This window comes from Staphylococcus sp. HMSC36A10, assembly GCF_001838845.1.
GTDB classification, from domain to species: Bacteria; Bacillota; Bacilli; order Staphylococcales; family Staphylococcaceae; genus Staphylococcus; species Staphylococcus aureus.
The window spans coordinates 15,790-39,676 of record NZ_KV839067.1; the positions used below are offsets into that span (position 1 = coordinate 15,790).

Sequence of the window (23,887 nt, forward strand, 5' to 3'; positions counted from 1 at the left end):
TGTGAACTGAACTTTTGAAGGAGGAACTCTTGATGGCTGAATTACCTCAATCAAGAATAAATGAACGAAATATTACCAGTGAAATGCGTGAATCATTTTTAGATTATGCGATGAGTGTTATCGTTGCTCGTGCATTGCCAGATGTTCGTGACGGTTTAAAACCAGTACATCGTCGTATACTATATGGATTAAATGAACAAGGTATGACACCGGATAAATCATATAAAAAATCAGCACGTATCGTTGGTGACGTAATGGGTAAATATCACCCTCATGGTGACTCATCTATTTATGAAGCAATGGTACGTATGGCTCAAGATTTCAGTTATCGTTATCCGCTTGTTGATGGCCAAGGTAACTTTGGTTCAATGGATGGAGATGGCGCAGCAGCAATGCGTTATACTGAAGCGCGTATGACTAAAATCACACTTGAACTGTTACGTGATATTAATAAAGATACAATAGATTTTATCGATAACTATGATGGTAATGAAAGAGAGCCGTCAGTCTTACCTGCTCGATTCCCTAACTTATTAGCCAATGGTGCATCAGGTATCGCGGTAGGTATGGCAACGAATATTCCACCACATAACTTAACAGAATTAATCAATGGTGTACTTAGCTTAAGTAAGAACCCTGATATTTCAATTGCTGAGTTAATGGAGGATATTGAAGGTCCTGATTTCCCAACTGCTGGACTTATTTTAGGTAAGAGTGGTATTAGACGTGCATATGAAACAGGTCGTGGTTCAATTCAAATGCGTTCTCGTGCAGTTATTGAAGAACGTGGAGGCGGACGTCAACGTATTGTTGTCACTGAAATTCCTTTCCAAGTGAATAAGGCTCGTATGATTGAAAAAATTGCAGAGCTCGTTCGTGACAAGAAAATTGACGGTATCACTGATTTACGTGATGAAACAAGTTTACGTACTGGTGTGCGTGTCGTTATTGATGTGCGTAAGGATGCAAATGCTAGTGTCATTTTAAATAACTTATACAAACAAACGCCACTTCAAACATCATTTGGTGTGAATATGATTGCACTTGTAAATGGTAGACCGAAGCTTATTAATTTAAAAGAAGCGTTGGTACATTATTTAGAGCATCAAAAGACAGTTGTTAGAAGACGTACGCAATACAACTTACGTAAAGCTAAAGATCGTGCCCACATTTTAGAAGGATTACGTATCGCACTTGACCATATCGATGAAATTATTTCAACGATTCGTGAGTCAGATACAGATAAAGTTGCAATGGACAGCTTGCAACAACGCTTCAAACTTTCTGAAAAACAAGCTCAAGCTATTTTAGACATGCGTTTAAGACGTCTAACAGGTTTAGAGAGAGACAAAATTGAAGCTGAATATAATGAGTTATTAAATTATATTAGTGAATTAGAAGCCATCTTAGCTGATGAAGAAGTGTTATTACAGTTAGTTAGAGATGAATTGACTGAAATTAGAGATCGTTTCGGTGATGAGCGTCGTACTGAAATCCAATTAGGTGGATTTGAAGATTTAGAGGACGAAGACTTAATTCCAGAAGAACAAATAGTAATTACTTTGAGCCATAATAACTACATTAAACGTTTGCCGGTATCTACATATCGTGCTCAAAACCGTGGTGGTCGTGGTGTTCAAGGTATGAACACATTGGAAGAAGATTTTGTCAGTCAATTGGTAACTTTAAGTACACATGACCATGTATTGTTCTTTACTAACAAAGGTCGTGTATACAAACTAAAAGGTTATGAAGTGCCTGAGTTATCAAGACAGTCTAAAGGTATTCCTGTAGTGAATGCTATTGAACTTGAAAATGATGAAGTCATTAGTACAATGATTGCTGTTAAAGACCTTGAAAGTGAAGACAACTTCTTAGTGTTTGCAACTAAACGTGGTGTCGTTAAACGTTCAGCATTAAGCAACTTCTCAAGAATAAATAGAAATGGTAAGATTGCGATTTCGTTCAGAGAAGATGATGAGTTAATTGCAGTTCGCTTAACAAGTGGTCAAGAAGATATCTTGATTGGTACATCACATGCATCATTAATTCGATTCCCTGAATCAACATTACGTCCTTTAGGCCGTACAGCAACGGGTGTGAAAGGTATTACACTTCGTGAAGGTGACGAAGTTGTAGGGCTTGATGTAGCTCATGCAAACAGTGTTGATGAAGTATTAGTAGTTACTGAAAATGGTTATGGTAAACGTACGCCAGTTAATGACTATCGTTTATCAAATCGTGGTGGTAAAGGTATTAAAACAGCTACGATTACTGAGCGTAATGGTAATGTTGTATGTATCACTACAGTAACTGGTGAAGAAGATTTAATGATTGTTACTAATGCAGGTGTCATTATTCGACTAGATGTTGCAGATATTTCTCAAAATGGTCGTGCAGCACAAGGTGTTCGCTTAATTCGTTTAGGCGATGATCAATTTGTTTCAACGGTTGCTAAAGTAAAAGAAGATGCAGAAGATGAAACGAATGAAGATGAGCAATCTACTTCAACTGTATCTGAAGATGGTACTGAACAACAACGTGAAGCGGTTGTAAATGATGAAACACCAGGAAATGCAATTCATACTGAAGTGATTGATTCAGAAGAAAATGATGAAGATGGACGTATTGAAGTAAGACAAGATTTCATGGATCGTGTTGAAGAAGATATACAACAATCATCAGATGAAGAATAATAAAAAAATAAGACTTCCCTATATGTAGGGGAGTCTTATTTTTATGCTAGAAAGTAATACTGTACTACATTCAATGATTAGTAATGACTAACTTTCTAATTGTTTCATTGCGTAAGGTATTTCATTGATAAGTCTTGATGGTGGCACCACATACATATCTTTTGCAAGATTTTCGCCAATAAAACTATGTGTATATGTGGCACTCATAACCGCTTCTTTTAAGTTATCAAATTGACCGACAAAACTTGTAATCATACCGGCAAGAGTATCACCCATACCTCCAGTAGCCATTGCTGGGCTACCAATTGTCAATTTAAAATCTTCGTCTTTAAAGAAAATTTCAGTACCATGTTTTTTTAGTACAACTGTTGCACCTAAACGATCTACCGCTTCACGATTACGTTCATAAGTTTGTTCCTCAATAGGAATACCGCTTAAACGTTCCCACTCTTTGAGGTGCGGAGTGAATATTACACGACAAGTAGGTAATTGCGGTTTAAGTTTACTAAAAATTGTGATTGCATCACCATCAACAATCAAGTTTTGATGTGGTTGTATATTTTGTAATAGGAATGTAATGGCATTATTCCCTTTAAAATCAACACCAAGTCCGGGACCAATAAGGATACTATCAGTCATTTCAATCATTTTCGTTAACATTTTCGTATCATTAATATCGATAACCATGGCTTCTGGACAACGAGAATGTAAAGCTGAATGATTTGTTGGATGTGTAGCTACAGTGATTAAACCACTACCGCTAAATACACATGCACGAGCCGCTAACATAATGGCACCACCTAAGTTAGCAGATCCACCAATTAATAAAATTTTGCCATAATCACCTTTATGTGAATCTTCTTTACGCTTAGGAATGTTAATAGAATTTAACGTTTCCATAGTGATATAACCTCCCATGTAAAAGCCTTTTCGGAATTTATTCAATTTTAAAAATATATAGTAACTTTTAACAAAATGTATTATAAATTTCTGAATTCATTATTATTTGTCGTTAAATACAATAGAAAATACTATACCTGTATATGCAATTCGTCAATAGATAAATTATTAAATATGCTTACAACAATATTAATATCCTTTAACGCACTACAATAGTGCTCTGATAATAGGTTATAAATGTACGTAAAACCATTGTTTCAATAAAAATGAAAACGTATACTTCAAGAAGGATGGGTTACTTAATATAAACAAGGGGGTAACATATATGACTTTATATTTAGATGGTGAAACACTAACAATTGAGGATATTAAATCATTTTTACAACAACAATCAAAGATTGAAATTATTGATGATGCGTTAGAACGTGTCAAAAAAAGTAGAGCGGTAGTTGAACGTATTATTGAAAATGAGGAAACGGTTTACGGTATTACTACAGGTTTTGGGTTATTTAGTGATGTACGTATAGACCCGACGCAATATAATGAATTACAAGTGAATCTGATACGCTCACATGCCTGTGGACTAGGTGAGCCATTTTCAAAAGAAGTAGCATTAGTCATGATGATTTTACGATTGAATACATTATTAAAAGGTCATTCAGGTGCCACTTTAGAATTAGTGAGACAATTACAATTTTTTATAAATGAACGTATTATACCGATAATCCCACAGCAAGGCTCTCTCGGTGCATCAGGAGATTTAGCGCCATTATCACACTTAGCATTAGCATTAATTGGTAAAGGGAAAGTATTGTACAGAGGGGAAGAAAAGGATAGTGACGATGTATTAAGAGAATTAAATAGACAACCTTTGAACCTTCAGGCTAAAGAAGGTTTAGCATTGATTAATGGTACGCAAGCTATGACAGCTCAAGGTGTCATTAGTTATATAGAAGCAGAAGATTTAGGTTACCAATCTGAATGGATTGCTGCATTAACGCATCAGTCTCTTAATGGCATTATAGATGCATATCGACATGATGTGCACGCTGTTCGTAATTTTCAAGAACAGATTAATGTGGCAGCGCGTATGCGTGATTGGTTAGAAGGATCAGCATTAACGACGCGACAAGCAGAAATACGTGTACAAGATGCATATACGTTGCGTTGTATACCACAAATCCATGGTGCGAGTTTTCAAGTATTCAATTATGTTAAACAGCAATTAGAATTTGAAATGAATGCGGCTAATGATAATCCACTTATATTTGAGGAAGCAAATGAAACGTTTGTTATTTCAGGTGGTAACTTCCATGGACAACCTATTGCTTTTGCATTAGATCATCTTAAATTAGGTGTAAGTGAATTAGCAAACGTATCGGAACGTCGTCTAGAGCGACTAGTAAATCCTCAATTAAATGGTGATTTACCAGCATTTCTTAGTCCAGAGCCAGGATTGCAAAGTGGCGCGATGATTATGCAATATGCTGCTGCAAGTCTCGTTTCTGAAAATAAAACTTTAGCGCATCCAGCGAGTGTTGATTCTATCACTTCATCTGCGAACCAAGAAGATCACGTATCTATGGGAACTACAGCTGCTAGACATGGTTATCAAATTATTGAAAATGCAAGACGTGTGCTGGCAATCGAATGTGTTATTGCATTACAAGCAGCAGAGTTAAAAGGTGTTGAAGGATTATCACCAAAAACACGTCGCAAGTATGATGAGTTTCGAAGTATCGTGCCATCCATTACACATGATCGTCAATTTCATAAAGATATTGAAGCGGTTGCACAGTATTTAAAGCAATCAATTTATCAAACGACTGCATGTCACTAAATCGACATGAGTGATGTTTGAAATCGTTACTTGAAAAAGCAAATATAGTTTGCTATATTAAAAATAACTTAATAAGACATTGTTCGTAGGACAAGTAATATATAGTGTTCGATATCAGAGAGCTTGTGGTTAGTGTGAACAAGAATCAACATATATATGAATCTACCTACTTAATTTAAAAGAACAATCGGTGATAACCGTTATTTTAGTGAAGTGCAATTTAGGTTTAGTGTATCTTTATAACTTAAATTGTTAAATAGGGTGGCAACGCGTAGACCACGTCCCTTGTAGGGATGTGGTCTTTTTTTATTTTCTAAAAAATAAAGACGTACGTCATTCCATAATAAATGATAATTATTTGGGAAAGGATGAAGGTTAATGTTAGACATTAGATTATTCAGAAATGAGCCTGACACAGTTAAGAGCAAAATTGAATTACGTGGAGATGATCCAAAAGTTGTAGATGAAATTTTAGAATTGGATGAGCAACGACGTAAATTAATTAGTGCAACAGAAGAAATGAAAGCACGTCGTAATAAAGTAAGCGAAGAAATCGCATTAAAAAAACGTAATAAAGAAAATGCTGATGATGTGATTGCTGAAATGCGCACATTAGGTGACGATATTAAAGAAAAAGATAGTCAATTAAATGAAATTGATAATAAAATGACAGGTATCCTTTGTCGTATTCCAAATTTAATAAGTGATGATGTACCTCAAGGTGAATCTGATGAAGATAACGTTGAAGTTAAAAAGTGGGGTACACCACGTGAGTTTTCATTTGAACCAAAAGCACATTGGGATATTGTAGAAGAATTGAAAATGGCTGATTTTGACCGTGCAGCAAAAGTTTCAGGTGCGCGTTTTGTATATTTAACAAATGAAGGTGCGCAATTAGAGCGTGCTTTAATGAACTATATGATTACAAAACATACAACACAACATGGTTATACAGAAATGATGGTACCACAGCTTGTGAACGCAGATACAATGTATGGTACAGGTCAATTACCTAAATTTGAAGAAGATTTATTTAAAGTAGAAAAAGAAGGATTATATACAATTCCAACTGCTGAAGTACCATTAACGAATTTCTACCGTAATGAAATTATTCAACCAGGTGTACTTCCTGAAAAATTCACTGGTCAATCTGCATGTTTCCGTAGTGAAGCAGGATCAGCAGGTAGAGATACAAGAGGATTAATTCGTTTACATCAATTCGATAAAGTGGAAATGGTACGTTTTGAACAACCTGAAGATTCATGGAATGCTTTAGAAGAAATGACAACAAACGCAGAAGCAATTCTAGAAGAGTTAGGTTTACCATATCGTCGTGTTATTTTATGTACAGGTGATATTGGATTTAGTGCAAGCAAAACATATGATTTAGAAGTTTGGTTACCAAGCTACAATGATTATAAAGAAATTAGTTCATGCTCAAACTGTACGGATTTCCAAGCGCGTCGTGCTAACATCCGCTTCAAGCGTGACAAAGCAGCTAAACCAGAATTAGCACATACATTAAATGGTAGTGGTTTAGCAGTTGGACGTACATTTGCTGCTATTGTTGAAAATTACCAAAATGAAGATGGAACAGTAACAATTCCAGAAGCATTAGTACCATTTATGGGTGGTAAAACACAAATTTCAAAACCAGTTAAATAAAGGCTTTAGCTACAAGCTTTAAAAAGTATATATCTACGTATACTTAAAGCAAGGGCAAGATACTTTAAATAATATTTTAAAAAGTGGTGACGAAGCTGTCGCCACTTTTTTTGTGCTGTAAAAGTATAATAGTGAGCCAATGCACATAACAACAATAAATTAAGTTTGTTGTTTAATGGGGTGAACGCATTTCATTATAGCAACAATACGGGATAATTATGATGAACTAAAACAATCTAAAACGTAACAATTTTGAGCATCACTATTATAGGAAATTAAGCGATAAAATACTGATTTCGTTGATGTAGTATGAGTAATATCGATGGAGTAGGGTAGGGGGAGGGTATGATGATTATAAGGGAGTGGTACATGAATCAATATCCCATACTCATCATTAGATATAAAAAATTATAAAATTAGTATTTAAAAACAACTACAATCCATAGAAAATATGGAGGTAGTCTTAAATAAAAAATTGAAAATTCTAAAAAATAAAAAGTTAATATGAAGCTGATTAAAGACTACGGTATGTCTAACTTCAGACAAACCGGCGTCTAACGTTATTGCTTGTGATATAGAACTGTATTAGACTAGGTATATTATTTTTTTCGTAATTATATAAATATAAAGTGGCAAAGGAGGTAGTTGAGATGACAACACATTTAAGTTTTAGACAAGGCGTGCGAGAGTGTATCCCAACATTATTGGGTTATGCCGGTGTTGGTATTTCATTTGGTATTGTGGCTTCGTCTCAAAACTTTAGTATTTTAGAAATTGTCTTGTTATGTCTTGTAATATATGCCGGTGCTGCGCAATTTATTATGTGCGCGTTGTTTATAGCAGGTACACCGATATCAGCGATTGTACTAACTGTATTTATCGTAAATTCAAGAATGTTCCTTTTAAGTATGTCGCTTGCACCAAACTTCAAGACATATGGGTTTTGGAACCGTGTTGGATTAGGTTCATTAGTAACTGACGAAACGTTTGGCGTCGCCATTACACCTTATTTAAAAGGAGAAGCTATCAATGATCGTTGGATGCATGGTCTTAATATCACAGCATATTTATTTTGGGCAATTTCATGTGTAGCTGGGGCTTTATTTGGCGAATATATCTCAAATCCGCAAACGCTAGGGTTAGATTTTGCTATCACGGCTATGTTTATCTTTTTGGCCATTGCGCAATTTGAATCAATTACTAAATCGCGATTAAGAATTTACATAGTACTCATTATTGCCGTCATAGTAATGATGTTATCGCTAAGTATGTTTATGCCTTCATATCTAGCAATATTAATTGCAGCCACAATTTCAGCAGCGTTAGGAGTGATGATGGAACGATGATAACTCATATGAACATGTTAATACTTATTTTATTGTGTGGTATCGTAACGCTATTAATTCGAATTATACCTTTTATCATGATTTCAAAAGTGCAATTGCCTGATGTCGTGGTTCGATGGCTATCATTTATCCCAATCACACTATTTACGGCACTTGTCATTGACAGCATTATTCAACAGACGCCTCATGGTGAGGGGTATACATTAAACATCCCTTACATTATCGCGCTCATTCCGACGGTTATTTTATCTATAATCACGCGTAGTTTAACTATTACAATTATTAGTGGGATTGTTATCATGGCAGCATTACGATTTTTCTTTTAAAAATAACTGAAAATCATTGAACAGATATTTAAACTTAGGTAAACTGTTAGTAATCAGAAAATTCTGATATACAAATCGTCTATGTTAAGATTGGGAATCGTGTATACGTAAGCGATTTGGCTAACGCATGACAATGATAACAACATTTTAAATGATAAAGTAATTCATCACTGAATCTCAACTAACACATAACAATTTCATATTTCTTATTGTGAGAAGTTGAGGGACTTGGCCCTGTGATACTTCAGCAACCGACTTTATAGCACGGTGCTAAAACCAACGAGTTACTCGAATGATAAGTATAAAGACTTCTTACTTTTCAATAGGGTGAGAAGTTTTTTTTGTTTAAGGAGGAAAGAACAATGACAAATTACACAGTAGATACTTTAAATTTAGGGAAATTTATTACAGAATCTGGGGAAGTCATAGATAACTTGCGTTTGAGATATGAGCATGTCGGTTATCATGGACAACCATTAGTTGTAGTTTGTCATGCATTAACTGGCAATCATTTAACATATGGAACAGATGATTATCCGGGTTGGTGGCGAGAAATTATTGATGGGGGATATATACCCATTCACGATTATCAATTTTTAACATTTGATGTTATTGGTAGTCCTTTCGGTTCAAGTTCACCTTTAAACGACCCTCATTTTCCTAAAAAATTAACATTAAGAGATATAGTCAGAGCGAATGAACGAGGTATACAAGCCCTTGGTTATGACAAGATTAATATTTTAATAGGGGGAAGCCTTGGAGGAATGCAAGCAATGGAACTACTTTACAATCAACAGTTTGAAGTAGATAAAGCCATTATCCTTGCTGCAACAAGCCGAACATCATCTTATAGTAGAGCTTTCAATGAAATTGCAAGGCAAGCCATTCATCTTGGTGGTAAGGAAGGTCTAAGTATTGCACGCCAATTAGGTTTTTTGACATATCGATCATCAAAAAGTTATGATGAACGTTTCACGCTGGATGAAGTAGTCGCATACCAACAACATCAAGGTAATAAATTTAAAGAACATTTTGATTTGAATTGTTATCTGACACTGCTAGATGTATTGGATAGTCACAACATTGACCGAGGTCGCACAGACGTAACGCATGTTTTTAAAAATTTAGAAACAAAAGTGTTAACGATGGGGTTCATAGATGATTTGCTATATCCGGATGATCAAGTTCGTGCATTAGGTGAACGTTTTAAATATCATCGTCATTTCTTCGTGCCTGATAATGTTGGGCATGATGGATTCCTACTAAACTTTAGTACCTGGGCACCTAACTTATATCATTTCTTAAATTTAAAGCATTTTAAGCGTAAGTAATAATATATATATTTTCAAAGAATGAAGCCACTAAATCACAGCTATCATATTCAAAAACATCTAGAGTACATGAGAGTGGTAATGAATTGTAAATCTAAATCAAGCTTGATTGCTATGTAGTGGGATTAAATAATCATGTTGAAAATGAAAGCACACAAAAGCGATTCAAATGAGTATGTTAATTACTTATAAAACATGAAAGTTATTATTCAATTAAATGAAATAGAAGCATACAATCTATAAATTGTTAAATTCCATTAAAGAGGTTAAAATAATAGCTATAGTTAAAAATATGGGAGTGGCTTATGTGTTTTCAAAAATACAACCTAAAGCAACAATAATTGCAACGATTGCGTTGGTATTTGTCGCTTTAGCTTTATATCTAGTGCCTGGTTTAGGACTAATATTTGCATTATTTGCAACCATACCAGGTATCGTTTTATGGAATAAATCAATACAATCTTTCGGGATTAGTGCACTTATTACAGTAATTATAACAACTGTTTTAGGTAATACTTTCGTTTTAAGTGCCATCATATTAGTCTTAATTGCAAGTTTAATTATTGGTCAATTGCTCAAAGAAAGAACGTCTAAAGAAAGAATATTATACGTAACAACAGTAGCGATGAGCTTAATTTCATTAATCGCTTTTATGTTACTACAAACATTCGGAAGAATTCCACCATCAGCGAGCATAGTAAAACCTTTCAAGCAAACATTACATGAAGCGATTACGATGAGCGGTGCCGATGCGAATATGACCCAAATATTAGAAGAAGGGTTTAGACAAGCGACCGTTCAATTACCAGGTTTCATCATTATCATTACATTTTTAATCGTCTTAATTAACTTAATCGTTACATTTCCGATTTTACGAAAATTTAAAATCGCTACACCTGTATTTAAGCCACTTTTCGCGTGGCAAATGAGCGGTATTTTATTATGGATATACATTATTGTTATCATATGTTTATTATTTACAGGTCAACCGAGTGTGTTCCAGAGCATTCTTTTAAACTTCCAACTTGTGTTATCATTAGTAATGTATATTCAAGGTTTAAGTGTTATTCATTTCTTTGGTAAAGCGAAAGGTTTGCCGAATGCAGTAACGATTTTACTATTGATTATCGGTACAATACTGACACCTACGACACATATTGTAGGACTACTTGGTGTTATCGATTTAAGTTTGAATTTGAAGCGAATCATGAAAAATAATTCTAAAAAGTGAATAGAGGTGGAATAATGAATCGGCAGTCCACTAAGAAAGCTTTACTAATACCATTTGTCATCATGATCATCACAGCAATTGTTTTAATGGGTGTATGGTTTATCTTTAATAGTCTTATAGCATTAATTGCATCTATCGTTCTTGTCGTGATGATTATTGTTAGCATCATTTTATTCAGACAAGCTTTAATGAAAATGGATAGTTATGTAGATGGTTTGAGTGCTCAAATTTCAACAACAAATAATAAAGCAATCAAACATTTACCAATTGGTATCATTGTTTTAGATGAAAATGATCACATCGAATGGGTTAACCAATTTATGATAGATCATATGGAAGCAAATGTCATTTCTGAATCTGTAAATGAAGTATTTCCAAATATTTTAAAGCAATTAGATAGAGTGAAATCCGTTGAAATAGAATATAATCAGTATCATTTCCAAGTACGTTATTCTGAGAATGATCACTGCCTCTATTTCTTTGATATAACTGAACAAGTACAAACAAATGAACTATTTGAAAATTCTAAACCAATCATTGCGACATTATTTTTAGATAACTACGATGAGATTACTCAAAATATGAATGATACGCAGCGTTCGGAAATCAATTCAATGGTAACGCGTGTTATTAGTCGATGGGCAACTGAGTATAATATATTCTTTAAAAGGTATAGTTCCGATCAATTCGTAGCCTATTTAAATCAAAAAATATTAGCTGACTTAGAAGAATCTAAATTTGATATCTTGAGTCAATTACGTGAAAAAAGTGTTGGTTATCGTGCCCAATTAACATTAAGTATTGGTGTTGGTGAAGGTACTGAAAATTTAATCGATTTAGGTGAATTATCACAATCAGGCCTAGACTTAGCATTAGGACGCGGTGGCGACCAAGTTGCAATTAAAAGTATTAATGGTAATGTGCGCTTCTATGGCGGTAAGACTGACCCGATGGAGAAACGTACTCGTGTAAGAGCACGTGTGATCTCACATGCGTTAAAAGATATCCTTGCAGAGGGTGACAAAGTCATTATCATGGGACATAAACGTCCTGACTTAGATGCAATTGGTGCAGCAATCGGTGTGTCTAGATTTGCAATGATGAATAATTTAGAAGCATACATCGTATTAAATGAGACTGACATTGATCCAACATTACGACGCGTGATGAACGAAATTGATAAAAAGCCAGAGTTAAGAGAACGATTTATAACATCAGATGATGCTTGGGATATGATGACATCTAAGACAACCGTAGTGATTGTTGATACGCATAAACCGGAACTGGTTTTAGATGAAAATGTCTTAAATAAAGCAAACCGTAAAGTTGTTATCGATCATCATAGACGTGGTGAAAGCTTCATCTCTAATCCATTGTTGATATATATGGAACCATACGCAAGTTCGACAGCTGAATTGGTAACAGAGTTACTGGAATATCAACCAACAGAACAACGTTTAACACGTCTTGAATCAACAGTGATGTATGCAGGTATTATTGTAGATACAAGAAACTTTACATTACGAACAGGATCAAGAACATTCGATGCAGCGAGTTATTTACGTGCACATGGTGCAGATACGATTTTAACGCAACATTTCTTAAAAGATGATGTGGATACTTACATTAATCGATCTGAATTAATTCGAACTGTAAAAGTTGAAGATAATGGCATAGCCATTGCGCATGGTTCAGACGATAAAATTTATCATCCAGTAACAGTTGCACAAGCAGCAGATGAACTGTTAAGTTTAGAAGGTATTGAAGCATCATATGTTGTTGCGAGACGTGAAGATAATCTGATTGGTATATCTGCGCGTTCACTCGGTTCAGTAAATGTCCAGTTAACAATGGAAGCACTTGGTGGCGGTGGACATTTAACCAATGCTGCAACACAACTTAAAGGTGTGACAGTCGAAGAGGCGATAGCACAATTACAACAAGCAATTACAGAACAATTAAGTAGGAGTGAAGATGCATGAAAGTAATTTTTACACAAGATGTTAAAGGTAAAGGTAAAAAAGGTGAAGTTAAAGAAGTACCAGTAGGTTATGCAAATAACTTCTTATTGAAAAAGAATTATGCTGTAGAAGCGACACCAGGTAACCTTAAACAATTAGAGTTACAGAAAAAACGTGCAAAACAAGAACGCCAACAAGAAATTGAAGATGCTAAAGCATTAAAAGAAACGTTATCAAACATTGAAGTTGAAGTATCAGCAAAAACTGGTGAAGGTGGTAAATTGTTTGGGTCAGTAAGTACAAAACAAATTGCCGAAGCACTAAAAGCACAACATGATATTAAAATTGATAAACGTAAAATGGATTTACCAAATGGAATTCATTCCCTAGGATATACGAATGTACCTGTTAAATTAGATAAAGAAGTTGAAGGTAAAATTCGCGTACACACAGTTGAACAATAAAGTTGGATTGAAATAAGAGGTGTAACCATTCATGGATAGAATGTATGAGCAAAATCAAATGCCACATAACAATGAAGCTGAACAGTCTGTCTTAGGTTCAATTATTATAGATCCAGAATTGATTAATACTACTCAGGAAGTTTTGCTTCCTGAGTCGTTTTATAGGGGTGCCCATCAACATATTTTCCGTGCAATGATGCACTTAAATGAAGATAATAAAGAAATTGATGTTGTAACATTGATGGATCAATTATCGACGGAAGGTACGTTGAATGAAGCGGGTGGCCCGCAATATCTTGCAGAGTTATCTACAAATGTACCAACGACGCGAAATGTTCAGTATTATACTGATATCGTTTCTAAGCATGCATTAAAACGTAGATTGATTCAAACTGCAGATAGTATTGCCAATGATGGATATAATGATGAACTTGAACTAGATGCGATTTTAAGTGATGCAGAACGTCGAATTTTAGAGCTATCATCTTCTCGTGAAAGCGATGGCTTTAAAGACATTCGAGACGTCTTAGGACAAGTGTATGAAACAGCTGAAGAGCTTGATCAAAATAGTGGTCAAACACCAGGTATACCTACAGGATATCGAGATTTAGACCAAATGACAGCAGGGTTCAACCGAAATGATTTAATTATCCTTGCAGCGCGTCCATCTGTAGGTAAGACTGCGTTCGCACTTAATATTGCACAAAAAGTTGCAACGCATGAAGATATGTATACAGTTGGTATTTTCTCACTAGAGATGGGTGCTGATCAGTTAGCCACACGTATGATTTGTAGTTCTGGTAATGTTGACTCAAACCGCTTAAGAACGGGTACTATGACTGAGGAAGATTGGAGTCGTTTTACTATAGCGGTAGGTAAATTATCACGTACGAAGATTTTTATTGATGATACACCGGGTATTCGAATTAATGATTTACGTTCTAAATGTCGTCGATTAAAGCAAGAACATGGCTTAGACATGATTGTGATTGACTACTTACAGTTGATTCAAGGTAGTGGTTCACGTGCGTCCGATAACAGACAACAGGAAGTTTCTGAAATCTCTCGTACATTAAAAGCATTAGCCCGTGAATTAGAATGTCCAGTTATCGCATTAAGTCAGTTATCTCGTGGTGTTGAACAACGACAAGATAAACGTCCAATGATGAGTGATATTCGTGAATCTGGTTCGATTGAGCAAGATGCTGATATCGTTGCGTTCTTATACCGTGATGATTATTATAACCGTGGTGGCGATGAAGATGATGACGATGATGGTGGTTTTGAGCTACAAACGAATGATGAAAACGGTGAAATTGAAATTATCATTGCTAAGCAACGTAACGGTCCAACAGGCACAGTTAAGTTACACTTTATGAAACAATATAATAAATTTACCGATATCGATTATGCACATGCAGATATGATGTAAAAAAGTTTTCCCGTACAATAATCATTACGATGATAAAATTGTACGGTTTTTATTTTGTTCTGAACGGGTTGATATATGTTAAGTTTGTGTATTGAAAGTGATAAATTAGTACTGTCAACGCCTCTGTTAAAGGGTTTTTAGGACGTTGAAGACGATTTGTTAAAATGATTTTTCTTTTAAAAAGGTTGAAAATCAATGTTCGATTTTTATTTGCATTATGGTCTCGATATTGGTAGAATATCAAATGGTTAAATGAGAAAAACTTGGAGGTGCTCACATGTCATCAATCGTAGTAGTTGGGACACAATGGGGAGACGAAGGAAAAGGAAAAATAACGGATTTCTTGGCAGAACAGTCAGATGTTATCGCGCGTTTTTCAGGTGGTAATAATGCAGGCCATACCATTCAATTTGGCGGAGAAACATATAAATTACATTTAGTACCATCTGGTATCTTTTACAAAGACAAATTAGCGGTAATCGGTAACGGTGTCGTTGTTGATCCAGTTGCACTATTGAAAGAATTAGACGGATTAAATGAACGTGGCATTCCTACAAGTAATTTACGTATATCTAATCGTGCACAAGTGATTTTACCATATCACTTAGCACAAGATGAATATGAAGAACGTTTACGCGGTGACAATAAGATTGGTACAACTAAAAAAGGTATCGGTCCAGCATATGTAGACAAAGTTCAACGTATCGGTATTCGTATGGCAGATTTACTTGAAAAAGAAACATTCGAAAGATTATTAAAATCAAATATTGAATATAAACAAGCATATTTCAAAGGTATGTTTAACGAAACATGTCCATCATTTGATGATATCTTTGAAGAATACTATGCTGCAGGTCAACGTTTAAAAGAATTTGTAACAGACACATCAAAAATCTTAGACGATGCATTTGTAGCAGATGAAAAGGTACTTTTCGAAGGTGCGCAAGGTGTAATGTTAGATATCGACCATGGTACATACCCATTCGTTACATCAAGTAATCCAATTGCAGGTAACGTTACTGTTGGTACAGGTGTAGGTCCTACATTCGTTTCAAAGGTAATTGGTGTATGTAAAGCTTATACATCACGTGTTGGTGATGGTCCATTCCCTACTGAATTATTCGATGAAGATGGACATCATATTAGAGAGGTTGGTCGTGAATACGGTACAACAACAGGACGTCCACGTCGTGTAGGTTGGTTTGATTCAGTTGTATTACGTCACTCTCGTCGTGTAAGTGGTATTACAGATTTATCTATTAACTCAATCGATGTTTTAACAGGCCTAGACACAGTGAAAATCTGTACAGCTTATGAATTAGACGGTAAAGAAATTACTGAGTACCCAGCAAACTTAGATCAATTAAAACGTTGTAAACCAATCTTTGAAGAGTTACCAGGTTGGACAGAAGACGTAACAAGTGTGCGCACTTTAGAAGAATTACCTGAAAATGCACGTAAATATTTAGAGCGTATTTCAGAATTATGTAATGTACAAATTTCTATCTTCTCAGTTGGTCCAGATAGAGAACAAACAAACCTATTAAAAGAATTGTGGTAGAACTTTATATAAGTCATACACAATGATTATAAATACATGAGCCTTCTATCTTTATTGGTAGGAGGCTTTTGTTATGCTTGCTTCTGTATCGATTCGATTATTTAGATAAAAAATACTAACATAAAGGTGATATTTGCTAGTCATAATTTAGAAGATTAGATGATATTTAACGAAAATAAAGATGAAATACTTGAATGTAAGAAGTCTGATGTCGAAAATAGCTATTAAAATAGAGTAGACGTAAGTGTAAATGAAAGTATCTAAAATAGAAAAATTTCAAAAATAGCGTAATTATTATAATAAACGGACTGCCAATAAAATGCAATTTTTCACTTATAACATTCTTCAAAAAATAATAGCAAAATTATGTAAAAAATATCTTGTCATGGCAAGATTGGCTGTGCTATAATCTATCTTGTGCTTAAGAACGGCTCCTTGGTCAAGCGGTTAAGACACCGCCCTTTCACGGCGGTAACACGGGTTCGAGTCCCGTAGGAGTCACCATTTTTTAGGTCTCGTAGTGTAGCGGTTAACACGCCTGCCTGTCACGCAGGAGATCGCGGGTTCGATTCCCGTCGAGACCGTACAAATGCCTATCCAAGAGGATAGGCATTTTTTGCGTTTTATATTATATTAATAAAAGATATATGGACGAATGATAATCATATTGATTTATCTGTTCGTCCATTTTCTTTATAATGTATGAACCTCAAGTAACTTAGTGGTTGGATATGAAAGATAAACATAGACAATAAAATCTTTATTAGACGTACAAACATATGCTACTGTCAACATATTTCTTCGTTGTGATATGCCACCAGTCCTCCATAACATCATCAATTGTTAAAGTAACGAATAACGAATAATGATATTTATTTTCTGAGCAATGACGTGCAACTAGAAGTTGCCATTACCCTAATTTTATTATTGGAATAGAGACCTCATCATTGTGTTAAATATCATTGTCACAATCCGCCGTGAGAAACTAATAAAAAATATTAATATATAAGTTTATATTGGAAAATAGAATTAATAGCTTATAAATGGTAAATTATATAATAGGTTACTATACGTTATAAGACGGAAAATGCGCACAATAACAAAAATAGTAAGCGACATCCTGTGATTTTTTACACAAACATAAACGATAAAGAACAAAAAATGATAAAATAATATTAATGATTTAAGAAAAGAGGTTTATGCAAATGGCTAGAAAAGTTGTTGTAGTTGATGATGAAAAACCGATTGCTGATATTTTAGAATTTAACTTAAAAAAAGAAGGATACGATGTGTACTGTGCATACGATGGTAATGATGCAGTCGACTTAATTTATGAAGAAGAACCAGACATCGTATTACTAGATATCATGTTACCTGGTCGTGATGGTATGGAAGTATGTCGTGAAGTGCGCAAAAAATACGAAATGCCAATAATAATGCTTACTGCTAAAGATTCAGAAATTGATAAAGTGCTTGGTTTAGAACTAGGTGCAGATGACTATGTAACGAAACCGTTTAGTACGCGTGAATTAATCGCACGTGTGAAAGCGAACTTACGTCGTCATTACTCACAACCAGCACAAGACACTGGAAATGTAACGAATGAAATCACAATTAAAGATATTGTGATTTATCCAGACGCATATTCTATTAAAAAACGTGGCGAAGATATTGAATTAACACATCGTGAATTTGAATTGTTCCATTATTTATCAAAACATATGGGACAAGTAATGACACGTGAACATTTATTACAAACAGTATGGGGCTATGATTACTTTGGCGATGTACGTACGGTCGATGTAACGATTCGTCGTTTACGTGAAAAGATTGAAGATGATCCGTCACATCCTGAATATATTGTGACGCGTAGAGGCGTTGGATATTTCCTCCAACAACATGAGTAGAGGTCGAAACGAATGAAGTGGCTAAAACAACTACAATCCCTTCATACTAAACTTGTAATTGTTTATGTATTACTGATTATCATTGGTATGCAAATTATCGGGTTATATTTTACAAATAACCTTGAAAAAGAGCTGCTTGATAATTTTAAGAAGAATATTACGCAGTACGCGAAACAATTAGAAATTAGTATTGAAAAAGTATATGACGAAAAGGGCTCCGTAAATGCACAAAAAGATATTCAAAATTTATTAAGTGAGTATGCCAACCGTCAAGAAATTGGAGAAATTCGTTTTATAGATAAAGACCAAATTATTATTGCGACGACGAAGCAGTCTAACCGTAGTCTAATCAATCAAAAAGCGAATGATAGTTCTGTCCAAAAAGCACTATCACTAGGACAATCAAACGATCATTTAATTTTAAAAGATTATGGCGGTGGTAAGGACCGTGTCTGGGTATATAATATCCCAGTTAAAGTCGATAAAAAGGTAATTGGTAATATTTATATCGAATCAAAAATTAATGACGTTTATAACCAATTAAATAATATAAATCAAATATTCATTGTTGGTACAGCTATTTCATTATTAATCACAGTCATCCTAGGATTCTTTATAGCGCGAACGATTACCAAACCAATCACCGATATGCGTAACCAGACGGTCGAAATGTCCAGAGGTAACTATACGCAACGTGTGAAGATTTATGGTAATGATGAAATTGGCGAATTAGCTTTAGCATTTAATAACTTGTCTAAACGTGTACAAGAAGCGCAGGCTAATACTGAAAGTGAGAAACGTAGACTGGACTCAGTTATCACCCATATGAGTGATGGTATTATTGCAACAGACCGCCGTGGACGTATTCGTATCGTCAATGATATGGCACTCAAGATGCTTGGTATGGCGAAAGAAGACATCATCGGATATTACATGTTAAGTGTATTAAGTCTTGAAGATGAATTTAAACTTGAAGAAATTCAAGAGAATAATGATAGTTTTTTATTAGATTTAAATGAAGAAGAAGGTCTAATCGCACGTGTTAACTTTAGTACGATTGTGCAGGAAACAGGATTTGTAACTGGTTATATCGCTGTGTTACATGACGTTACTGAACAACAACAAGTTGAACGTGAGCGTCGTGAATTTGTTGCCAATGTATCACATGAGTTACGTACACCTTTAACTTCTATGAATAGTTACATTGAAGCACTTGAAGAAGGTGCATGGAAAGATGAGGAACTTGCGCCACAATTTTTATCTGTTACCCGTGAAGAAACAGAACGAATGATTCGACTGGTCAATGACTTGCTACAGTTATCTAAAATGGATAATGAGTCTGATCAAATCAACAAAGAAATTATCGACTTTAACATGTTCATTAATAAAATTATTAATCGACATGAAATGTCTGCGAAAGATACAACATTTATTCGAGATATTCCGAAAAAGACGATTTTCACAGAATTTGATCCTGATAAAATGACGCAAGTATTTGATAATGTCATTACAAATGCGATGAAATATTCTAGAGGCGATAAACGTGTCGAGTTCCACGTGAAACAAAATCCACTTTATAATCGAATGACGATTCGTATTAAAGATAATGGCATCGGTATTCCTATCAATAAAGTCGATAAGATATTCGACCGATTCTATCGTGTAGATAAGGCACGTACGCGTAAAATGGGTGGTACTGGATTAGGACTAGCCATTTCGAAAGAGATTGTGGAAGCGCACAATGGTCGTATTTGGGCAAACAGTGTAGAAGGTCAAGGTACATCTATCTTTATCACACTTCCATGTGAAGTCATTGAAGACGGTGATTGGGATGAATAATAAGGAGCATATTAAATCTGTCATTTTAGCGCTACTTGTCTTGATGAGTGTCGTATTGACATATATGGTATGGAACTTTTCTCCTGATATTGCAAATGTCGACAATACAGATAGTAAGAAGAGTGAAACGAAACCTTTAACGACACCTATGACAGCCAAAATGGATACAACTATTACGCCATTTCAGATTATTCATTCGAAAAATGATCATCCAGAAGGTACGATCGCGACGGTTTCTAATGTGAATAAGCTGACGAAACCTTTAAAAAATAAAGAAGTGAAGTCCGTGGAACATGTTCGTCGTGATCATAACTTGATGATTCCTGATTTGAGCAGTGATTTTACATTATTCGATTTTACGTATGATTTACCGTTATCAACATATCTTGGTCAAGTACTGAACATGAATGCGAAAGTACCAAATCATTTCAATTTCAATCGTTTGGTCATAGATCATGATGCTGATGATAATATCGTGCTTTATGCTATAAGCAAAGATCGCCACGATTACGTAAAATTAACAACTACAACGAAAAATGATCATTTTTTAGATGCATTAGCAGCAGTGAAAAAAGATATGCAACCATACACAGATATCATCACAAACAAAGATACAATTGATCGTACGACGCATGTTTTTGCACCAAGTAAACCTGAAAAGTTAAAAACATATCGCATGGTATTTAACACGATTAGTGTTGAGAAAATGAATGCTATACTATTTGACGATTCAACCATCGTTCGTAGTTCAAAGAGTGGTGTTACAACCTACAACAATAATACAGGTGTCGCAAACTATAACGATAAAAATGAAAAATACCATTATAAAAACTTGTCCGAAGATGAAGCAAGTTCCAGCAAAATGGAAGAAACGATTCCAGGAACCTTTGATTTTATTAATGGTCATGGTGGTTTCTTAAACGAAGACTTCAGATTGTTTAGTACGAATAATCAGTCAGGCGAGTTAACATATCAACGTTTCCTTAACGGTTATCCAACGTTTAATAAAGAAGGCTCTAATCAAATTCAAGTCACTTGGGGTGAAAAAGGCGTCTTTGATTATCGTCGTTCGTTATTACGCACCGACGTTGTTTTAAACAGTGAAGATAATAAAACGTTGCCGAAATTAGAGTCTGTACGTTCAAGCTTAGCGAACAATAGTGATATTAATTTTGAAAAAGTAACAAACATCGCTATCGGTTACGAAATGCAGGATAACTCAGATCATAATCACATTGAAGTGCAGATTAACAGTGAACTCGTACCGCGTTGGTATGTAGAATATGATGGAAAATGGTTTGTTTATAACGATGGGAGGCTTGAATAAATGAACTGGAAACTGACAAAGACACTTTTCATTTTCGTGTTTATTCTTGTCAACATCGTGTTAGTATCGATTTATGTTAATAAAGTCAATCGCTCACACATTAATGAAGTCGAGAGTAACAATGAAGTTAATTTTCAGCAAGAAGAAATTAGGGTGCCAGCCAGTATTTTAAATAAATCTGTTAAAGGCATAAAATTAGAGCAAATTACGGGGCGTTCGAAAGACTTTAGTTCTAAAGCTAAGGGCGATTCGGATTTGACCACATCAGATGGTGGAAAATTATTAAATGCGAACATTAGTCAATCGGTAAAGGTCAGTGACAATAACTTAAAAGATTTGAAGGATTATGTTAACAAACGTGTGTTCAAAGGTTCAGAATATCAATTAAGTGAGATTAGTTCTGGTTCTGTAAAATACGAACAAACGTATGATAATTTCCCGATTTTGAATAATAGTAAAGCGATGTTGAACTTTAATATAGAAGATAACAAAGCGGCTAGTTATAAACAATCAATGATGGATGACATTAAGCCCACAGATGGTGCAGATAAGAAGCATCAAGTTATTGGAGTGAGAAAAGCAATCGAGGCATTATATTATAATCGTTACTTGAAAAAAGGTGATGAAGTCATTAATGCTAGACTCGGTTACTACTCAGTCGTGAACGAAACGAATGTTCAATTGTTACAACCAAACTGGGAAATTAAAGTGAAGCATGACGGTAAGGACAAAACGAATACTTACTATGTCGAAGCGACAAATAATAACCCTAAAATTATTAATCATTAATATGAATCGTAATAAGCTAGTATTGCAAGCTCATCATATGTGAGAAGCGGTGCTAGCTTTTTGCTGGTATGGGTTTTCATGGATGACATTTCTGCGTCTCTAATGTGCGCATTTATTCATATTTTAAGTAGAACCGCATTTTAAAATTAACGTAACTGCTATTTTAAAAACTTTAGTATTTGTCTAATCATTGTTATAATAATTAAGAAATTCATTGCACGTGATTATCAAAATTTAAATATAAGAAACCGGTCGATGAACTAAAGTTACATAATAGGAAAGGTATACAAAACAGCTAATATACTGATAGTTTCTGTAGGGAAAATCGTATATTTGCACTGATGTATATTGCAGTCATATAGAGAGATTGACTGTTTAAAGAGAAAGGATGAGCCGCTTGATACGCATGAGTGTATTAGCAAGTGGTAGTACAGGTAACGCCACTTTTGTAGAAAATGAAAAAGGTAGTCTATTAGTTGATGTTGGTTTGACTGGCAAGAAAATGGAAGAATTGTTTAGTCAAATTGACCGTAATATTCAAGATTTAAATGGTATTTTAGTAACCCATGAACATATTGATCATATTAAAGGATTAGGTGTTTTGGCGCGTAAATATCAATTGCCAATTTATGCGAATGAAAAGACTTGGCAGGCAATTGAAAAGAAAGATAGTCGCATCCCTATGGATCAGAAATTCATTTTTAATCCTTATGAAACAAAATCTATTGCAGGTTTCGATGTTGAATCGTTTAACGTGTCACATGATGCAATAGATCCGCAATTTTATATTTTCCATAATAACTATAAGAAGTTTACGATTTTAACGGATACGGGTTACGTGTCTGATCGTATGAAAGGTATGATACGTGGCAGCGATGCGTTTATTTTTGAGAGTAATCATGACGTCGATATGTTGAGAATGTGTCGTTATCCATGGAAGACGAAACAACGTATTTTAGGCGATATGGGTCATGTATCTAATGAGGATGCGGGTCATGCAATGACAGACGTGATTACAGGTAACACGAAACGTATTTACCTATCGCATTTATCACAAGATAATAACATGAAAGATTTGGCGCGTATGAGTGTTGGTCAAGTATTGAACGAACACGATATTGATACGGAAAAAGAAGTATTGCTATGTGATACGGATAAAGCTATTCCAACGCCAATATATACAATATAAATGAGAGTCACCCGATAAAGTTCCGCATTGCTGTGAGACGACTTTATCGGGTGCTTTTTTATGTTGTTGGTTGGAAATGGCTG

At 34.8% G+C, this 23,887-nt stretch carries 17 protein-coding genes, 2 tRNA genes, 1 riboswitch and 1 other annotated feature; of the genes, 18 read left to right on the forward strand and 1 reads right to left on the reverse strand.

The features are described 5' to 3' along the window. Window positions 1–32 precede the first annotated feature (32 nt). Window positions 33–2,696 carry a DNA gyrase subunit A gene (gene gyrA, locus HMPREF3247_RS00660; RefSeq protein ID WP_000819079.1) on the forward strand — a complete coding sequence of 888 codons (2,664 nt, stop codon included), beginning with the start codon at window positions 33–35 and terminating at the stop codon, window positions 2,694–2,696. 87 nt (window positions 2,697–2,783) lie between these two features. Here the strand turns inward: gyrA and HMPREF3247_RS00665 are convergent, their stop codons facing one another. Beyond that, window positions 2,784–3,596: an NAD(P)H-hydrate dehydratase gene (locus tag HMPREF3247_RS00665; protein ID WP_000449218.1), complete on the reverse strand. Its 813-nt coding sequence runs from the start codon at window positions 3,594–3,596 to the stop codon at window positions 2,784–2,786. Window positions 3,597–3,921: 325 nt separating this feature from the next. On the opposite strand from HMPREF3247_RS00665, the gene hutH reads away from it, so the two are divergent. The 17 genes from hutH (at window position 3,922) to HMPREF3247_RS00750 (ending at window position 23,804) form a co-directional block, all read left to right on the forward strand. Continuing rightward, complete coding sequence (hutH, locus tag HMPREF3247_RS00670) at window positions 3,922–5,436, forward strand: histidine ammonia-lyase (RefSeq protein ID WP_070866160.1); 1,515 nt, start codon at window positions 3,922–3,924, stop codon at window positions 5,434–5,436. 72 nt (window positions 5,437–5,508) lie between these two features. After that, window positions 5,509–5,725: a binding site (T-box leader), on the forward strand. A gap of 89 nt (window positions 5,726–5,814) precedes the next feature. After that, entirely contained in the window at window positions 5,815–7,101 is a 1,287-nt protein-coding gene (serS, locus tag HMPREF3247_RS00675; RefSeq protein ID WP_000884334.1) for a serine--tRNA ligase, read from the forward strand. Between the two features lie 650 nt (window positions 7,102–7,751). Further along, entirely contained in the window at window positions 7,752–8,447 is a 696-nt protein-coding gene (locus tag HMPREF3247_RS00680) for an AzlC family ABC transporter permease (RefSeq protein ID WP_000207108.1), read from the forward strand. After that, window positions 8,444–8,773, forward strand: coding sequence for an AzlD domain-containing protein (locus HMPREF3247_RS00685; RefSeq protein WP_000628050.1), 330 nt, complete (start codon window positions 8,444–8,446; stop codon window positions 8,771–8,773). The genes HMPREF3247_RS00680 and HMPREF3247_RS00685 overlap by 4 nt, the downstream gene beginning before the upstream one ends. Before the next feature lie 203 nt (window positions 8,774–8,976). After that, window positions 8,977–9,075: riboswitch (SAM riboswitch) on the forward strand. A gap of 60 nt (window positions 9,076–9,135) precedes the next feature. Next, window positions 9,136–10,104, forward strand: coding sequence for a homoserine O-acetyltransferase MetX (locus HMPREF3247_RS00690; protein WP_000186489.1), 969 nt, complete (start codon window positions 9,136–9,138; stop codon window positions 10,102–10,104). 292 nt (window positions 10,105–10,396) lie between these two features. Then, window positions 10,397–11,335: a YybS family protein gene (locus HMPREF3247_RS00695; protein WP_021286023.1), complete on the forward strand. Its 939-nt coding sequence runs from the start codon at window positions 10,397–10,399 to the stop codon at window positions 11,333–11,335. Between the two features lie 14 nt (window positions 11,336–11,349). Next, complete coding sequence (gene gdpP, locus HMPREF3247_RS00700; protein WP_001081633.1) at window positions 11,350–13,317, forward strand: cyclic-di-AMP phosphodiesterase GdpP; 1,968 nt, start codon at window positions 11,350–11,352, stop codon at window positions 13,315–13,317. Further along, complete coding sequence (gene rplI, locus HMPREF3247_RS00705) at window positions 13,314–13,760, forward strand: 50S ribosomal protein L9 (RefSeq protein WP_000864303.1); 447 nt, start codon at window positions 13,314–13,316, stop codon at window positions 13,758–13,760. Before gdpP ends, rplI begins: the two co-directional genes overlap by 4 nt. 31 nt (window positions 13,761–13,791) lie before the next feature. Next, window positions 13,792–15,192 (forward strand): replicative DNA helicase, encoded by a 1,401-nt coding sequence (gene dnaB / locus HMPREF3247_RS00710; RefSeq protein ID WP_070866163.1) that lies wholly within the window; start codon window positions 13,792–13,794, stop codon window positions 15,190–15,192. Window positions 15,193–15,469: 277 nt separating this feature from the next. Next, on the forward strand, window positions 15,470–16,753 hold the full coding sequence (locus HMPREF3247_RS00715; RefSeq protein ID WP_000095328.1) for an adenylosuccinate synthase: 1,284 nt from the start codon (window positions 15,470–15,472) through the stop codon (window positions 16,751–16,753). 429 nt (window positions 16,754–17,182) lie between these two features. Continuing rightward, window positions 17,183–17,257: transfer RNA gene (locus HMPREF3247_RS00720), tRNA-Glu, on the forward strand. Between the two features lie 7 nt (window positions 17,258–17,264). After that, window positions 17,265–17,337: transfer RNA gene (locus HMPREF3247_RS00725), tRNA-Asp, on the forward strand. Between the two features lie 621 nt (window positions 17,338–17,958). Next, window positions 17,959–18,660, forward strand: coding sequence for a response regulator YycF (yycF, locus tag HMPREF3247_RS00730; protein WP_000101976.1), 702 nt, complete (start codon window positions 17,959–17,961; stop codon window positions 18,658–18,660). 12 nt (window positions 18,661–18,672) lie between these two features. After that, complete coding sequence (walK, locus tag HMPREF3247_RS00735; RefSeq protein WP_000871607.1) at window positions 18,673–20,499, forward strand: cell wall metabolism sensor histidine kinase WalK; 1,827 nt, start codon at window positions 18,673–18,675, stop codon at window positions 20,497–20,499. Next, window positions 20,492–21,826 (forward strand): two-component system activity regulator YycH, encoded by a 1,335-nt coding sequence (gene yycH / locus HMPREF3247_RS00740; RefSeq protein ID WP_001060141.1) that lies wholly within the window; start codon window positions 20,492–20,494, stop codon window positions 21,824–21,826. The genes walK and yycH overlap by 8 nt, the downstream gene beginning before the upstream one ends. Next, on the forward strand, window positions 21,827–22,615 hold the full coding sequence (locus HMPREF3247_RS00745; RefSeq protein WP_001104174.1) for a two-component system regulatory protein YycI: 789 nt from the start codon (window positions 21,827–21,829) through the stop codon (window positions 22,613–22,615). It abuts the gene before it with no gap. A gap of 388 nt (window positions 22,616–23,003) precedes the next feature. Further along, a complete protein-coding gene (locus tag HMPREF3247_RS00750; protein WP_000088649.1) occupies window positions 23,004–23,804 on the forward strand; it encodes an MBL fold metallo-hydrolase in 801 nt (266 codons plus the stop codon). Window positions 23,805–23,887 lie beyond the last annotated feature (83 nt).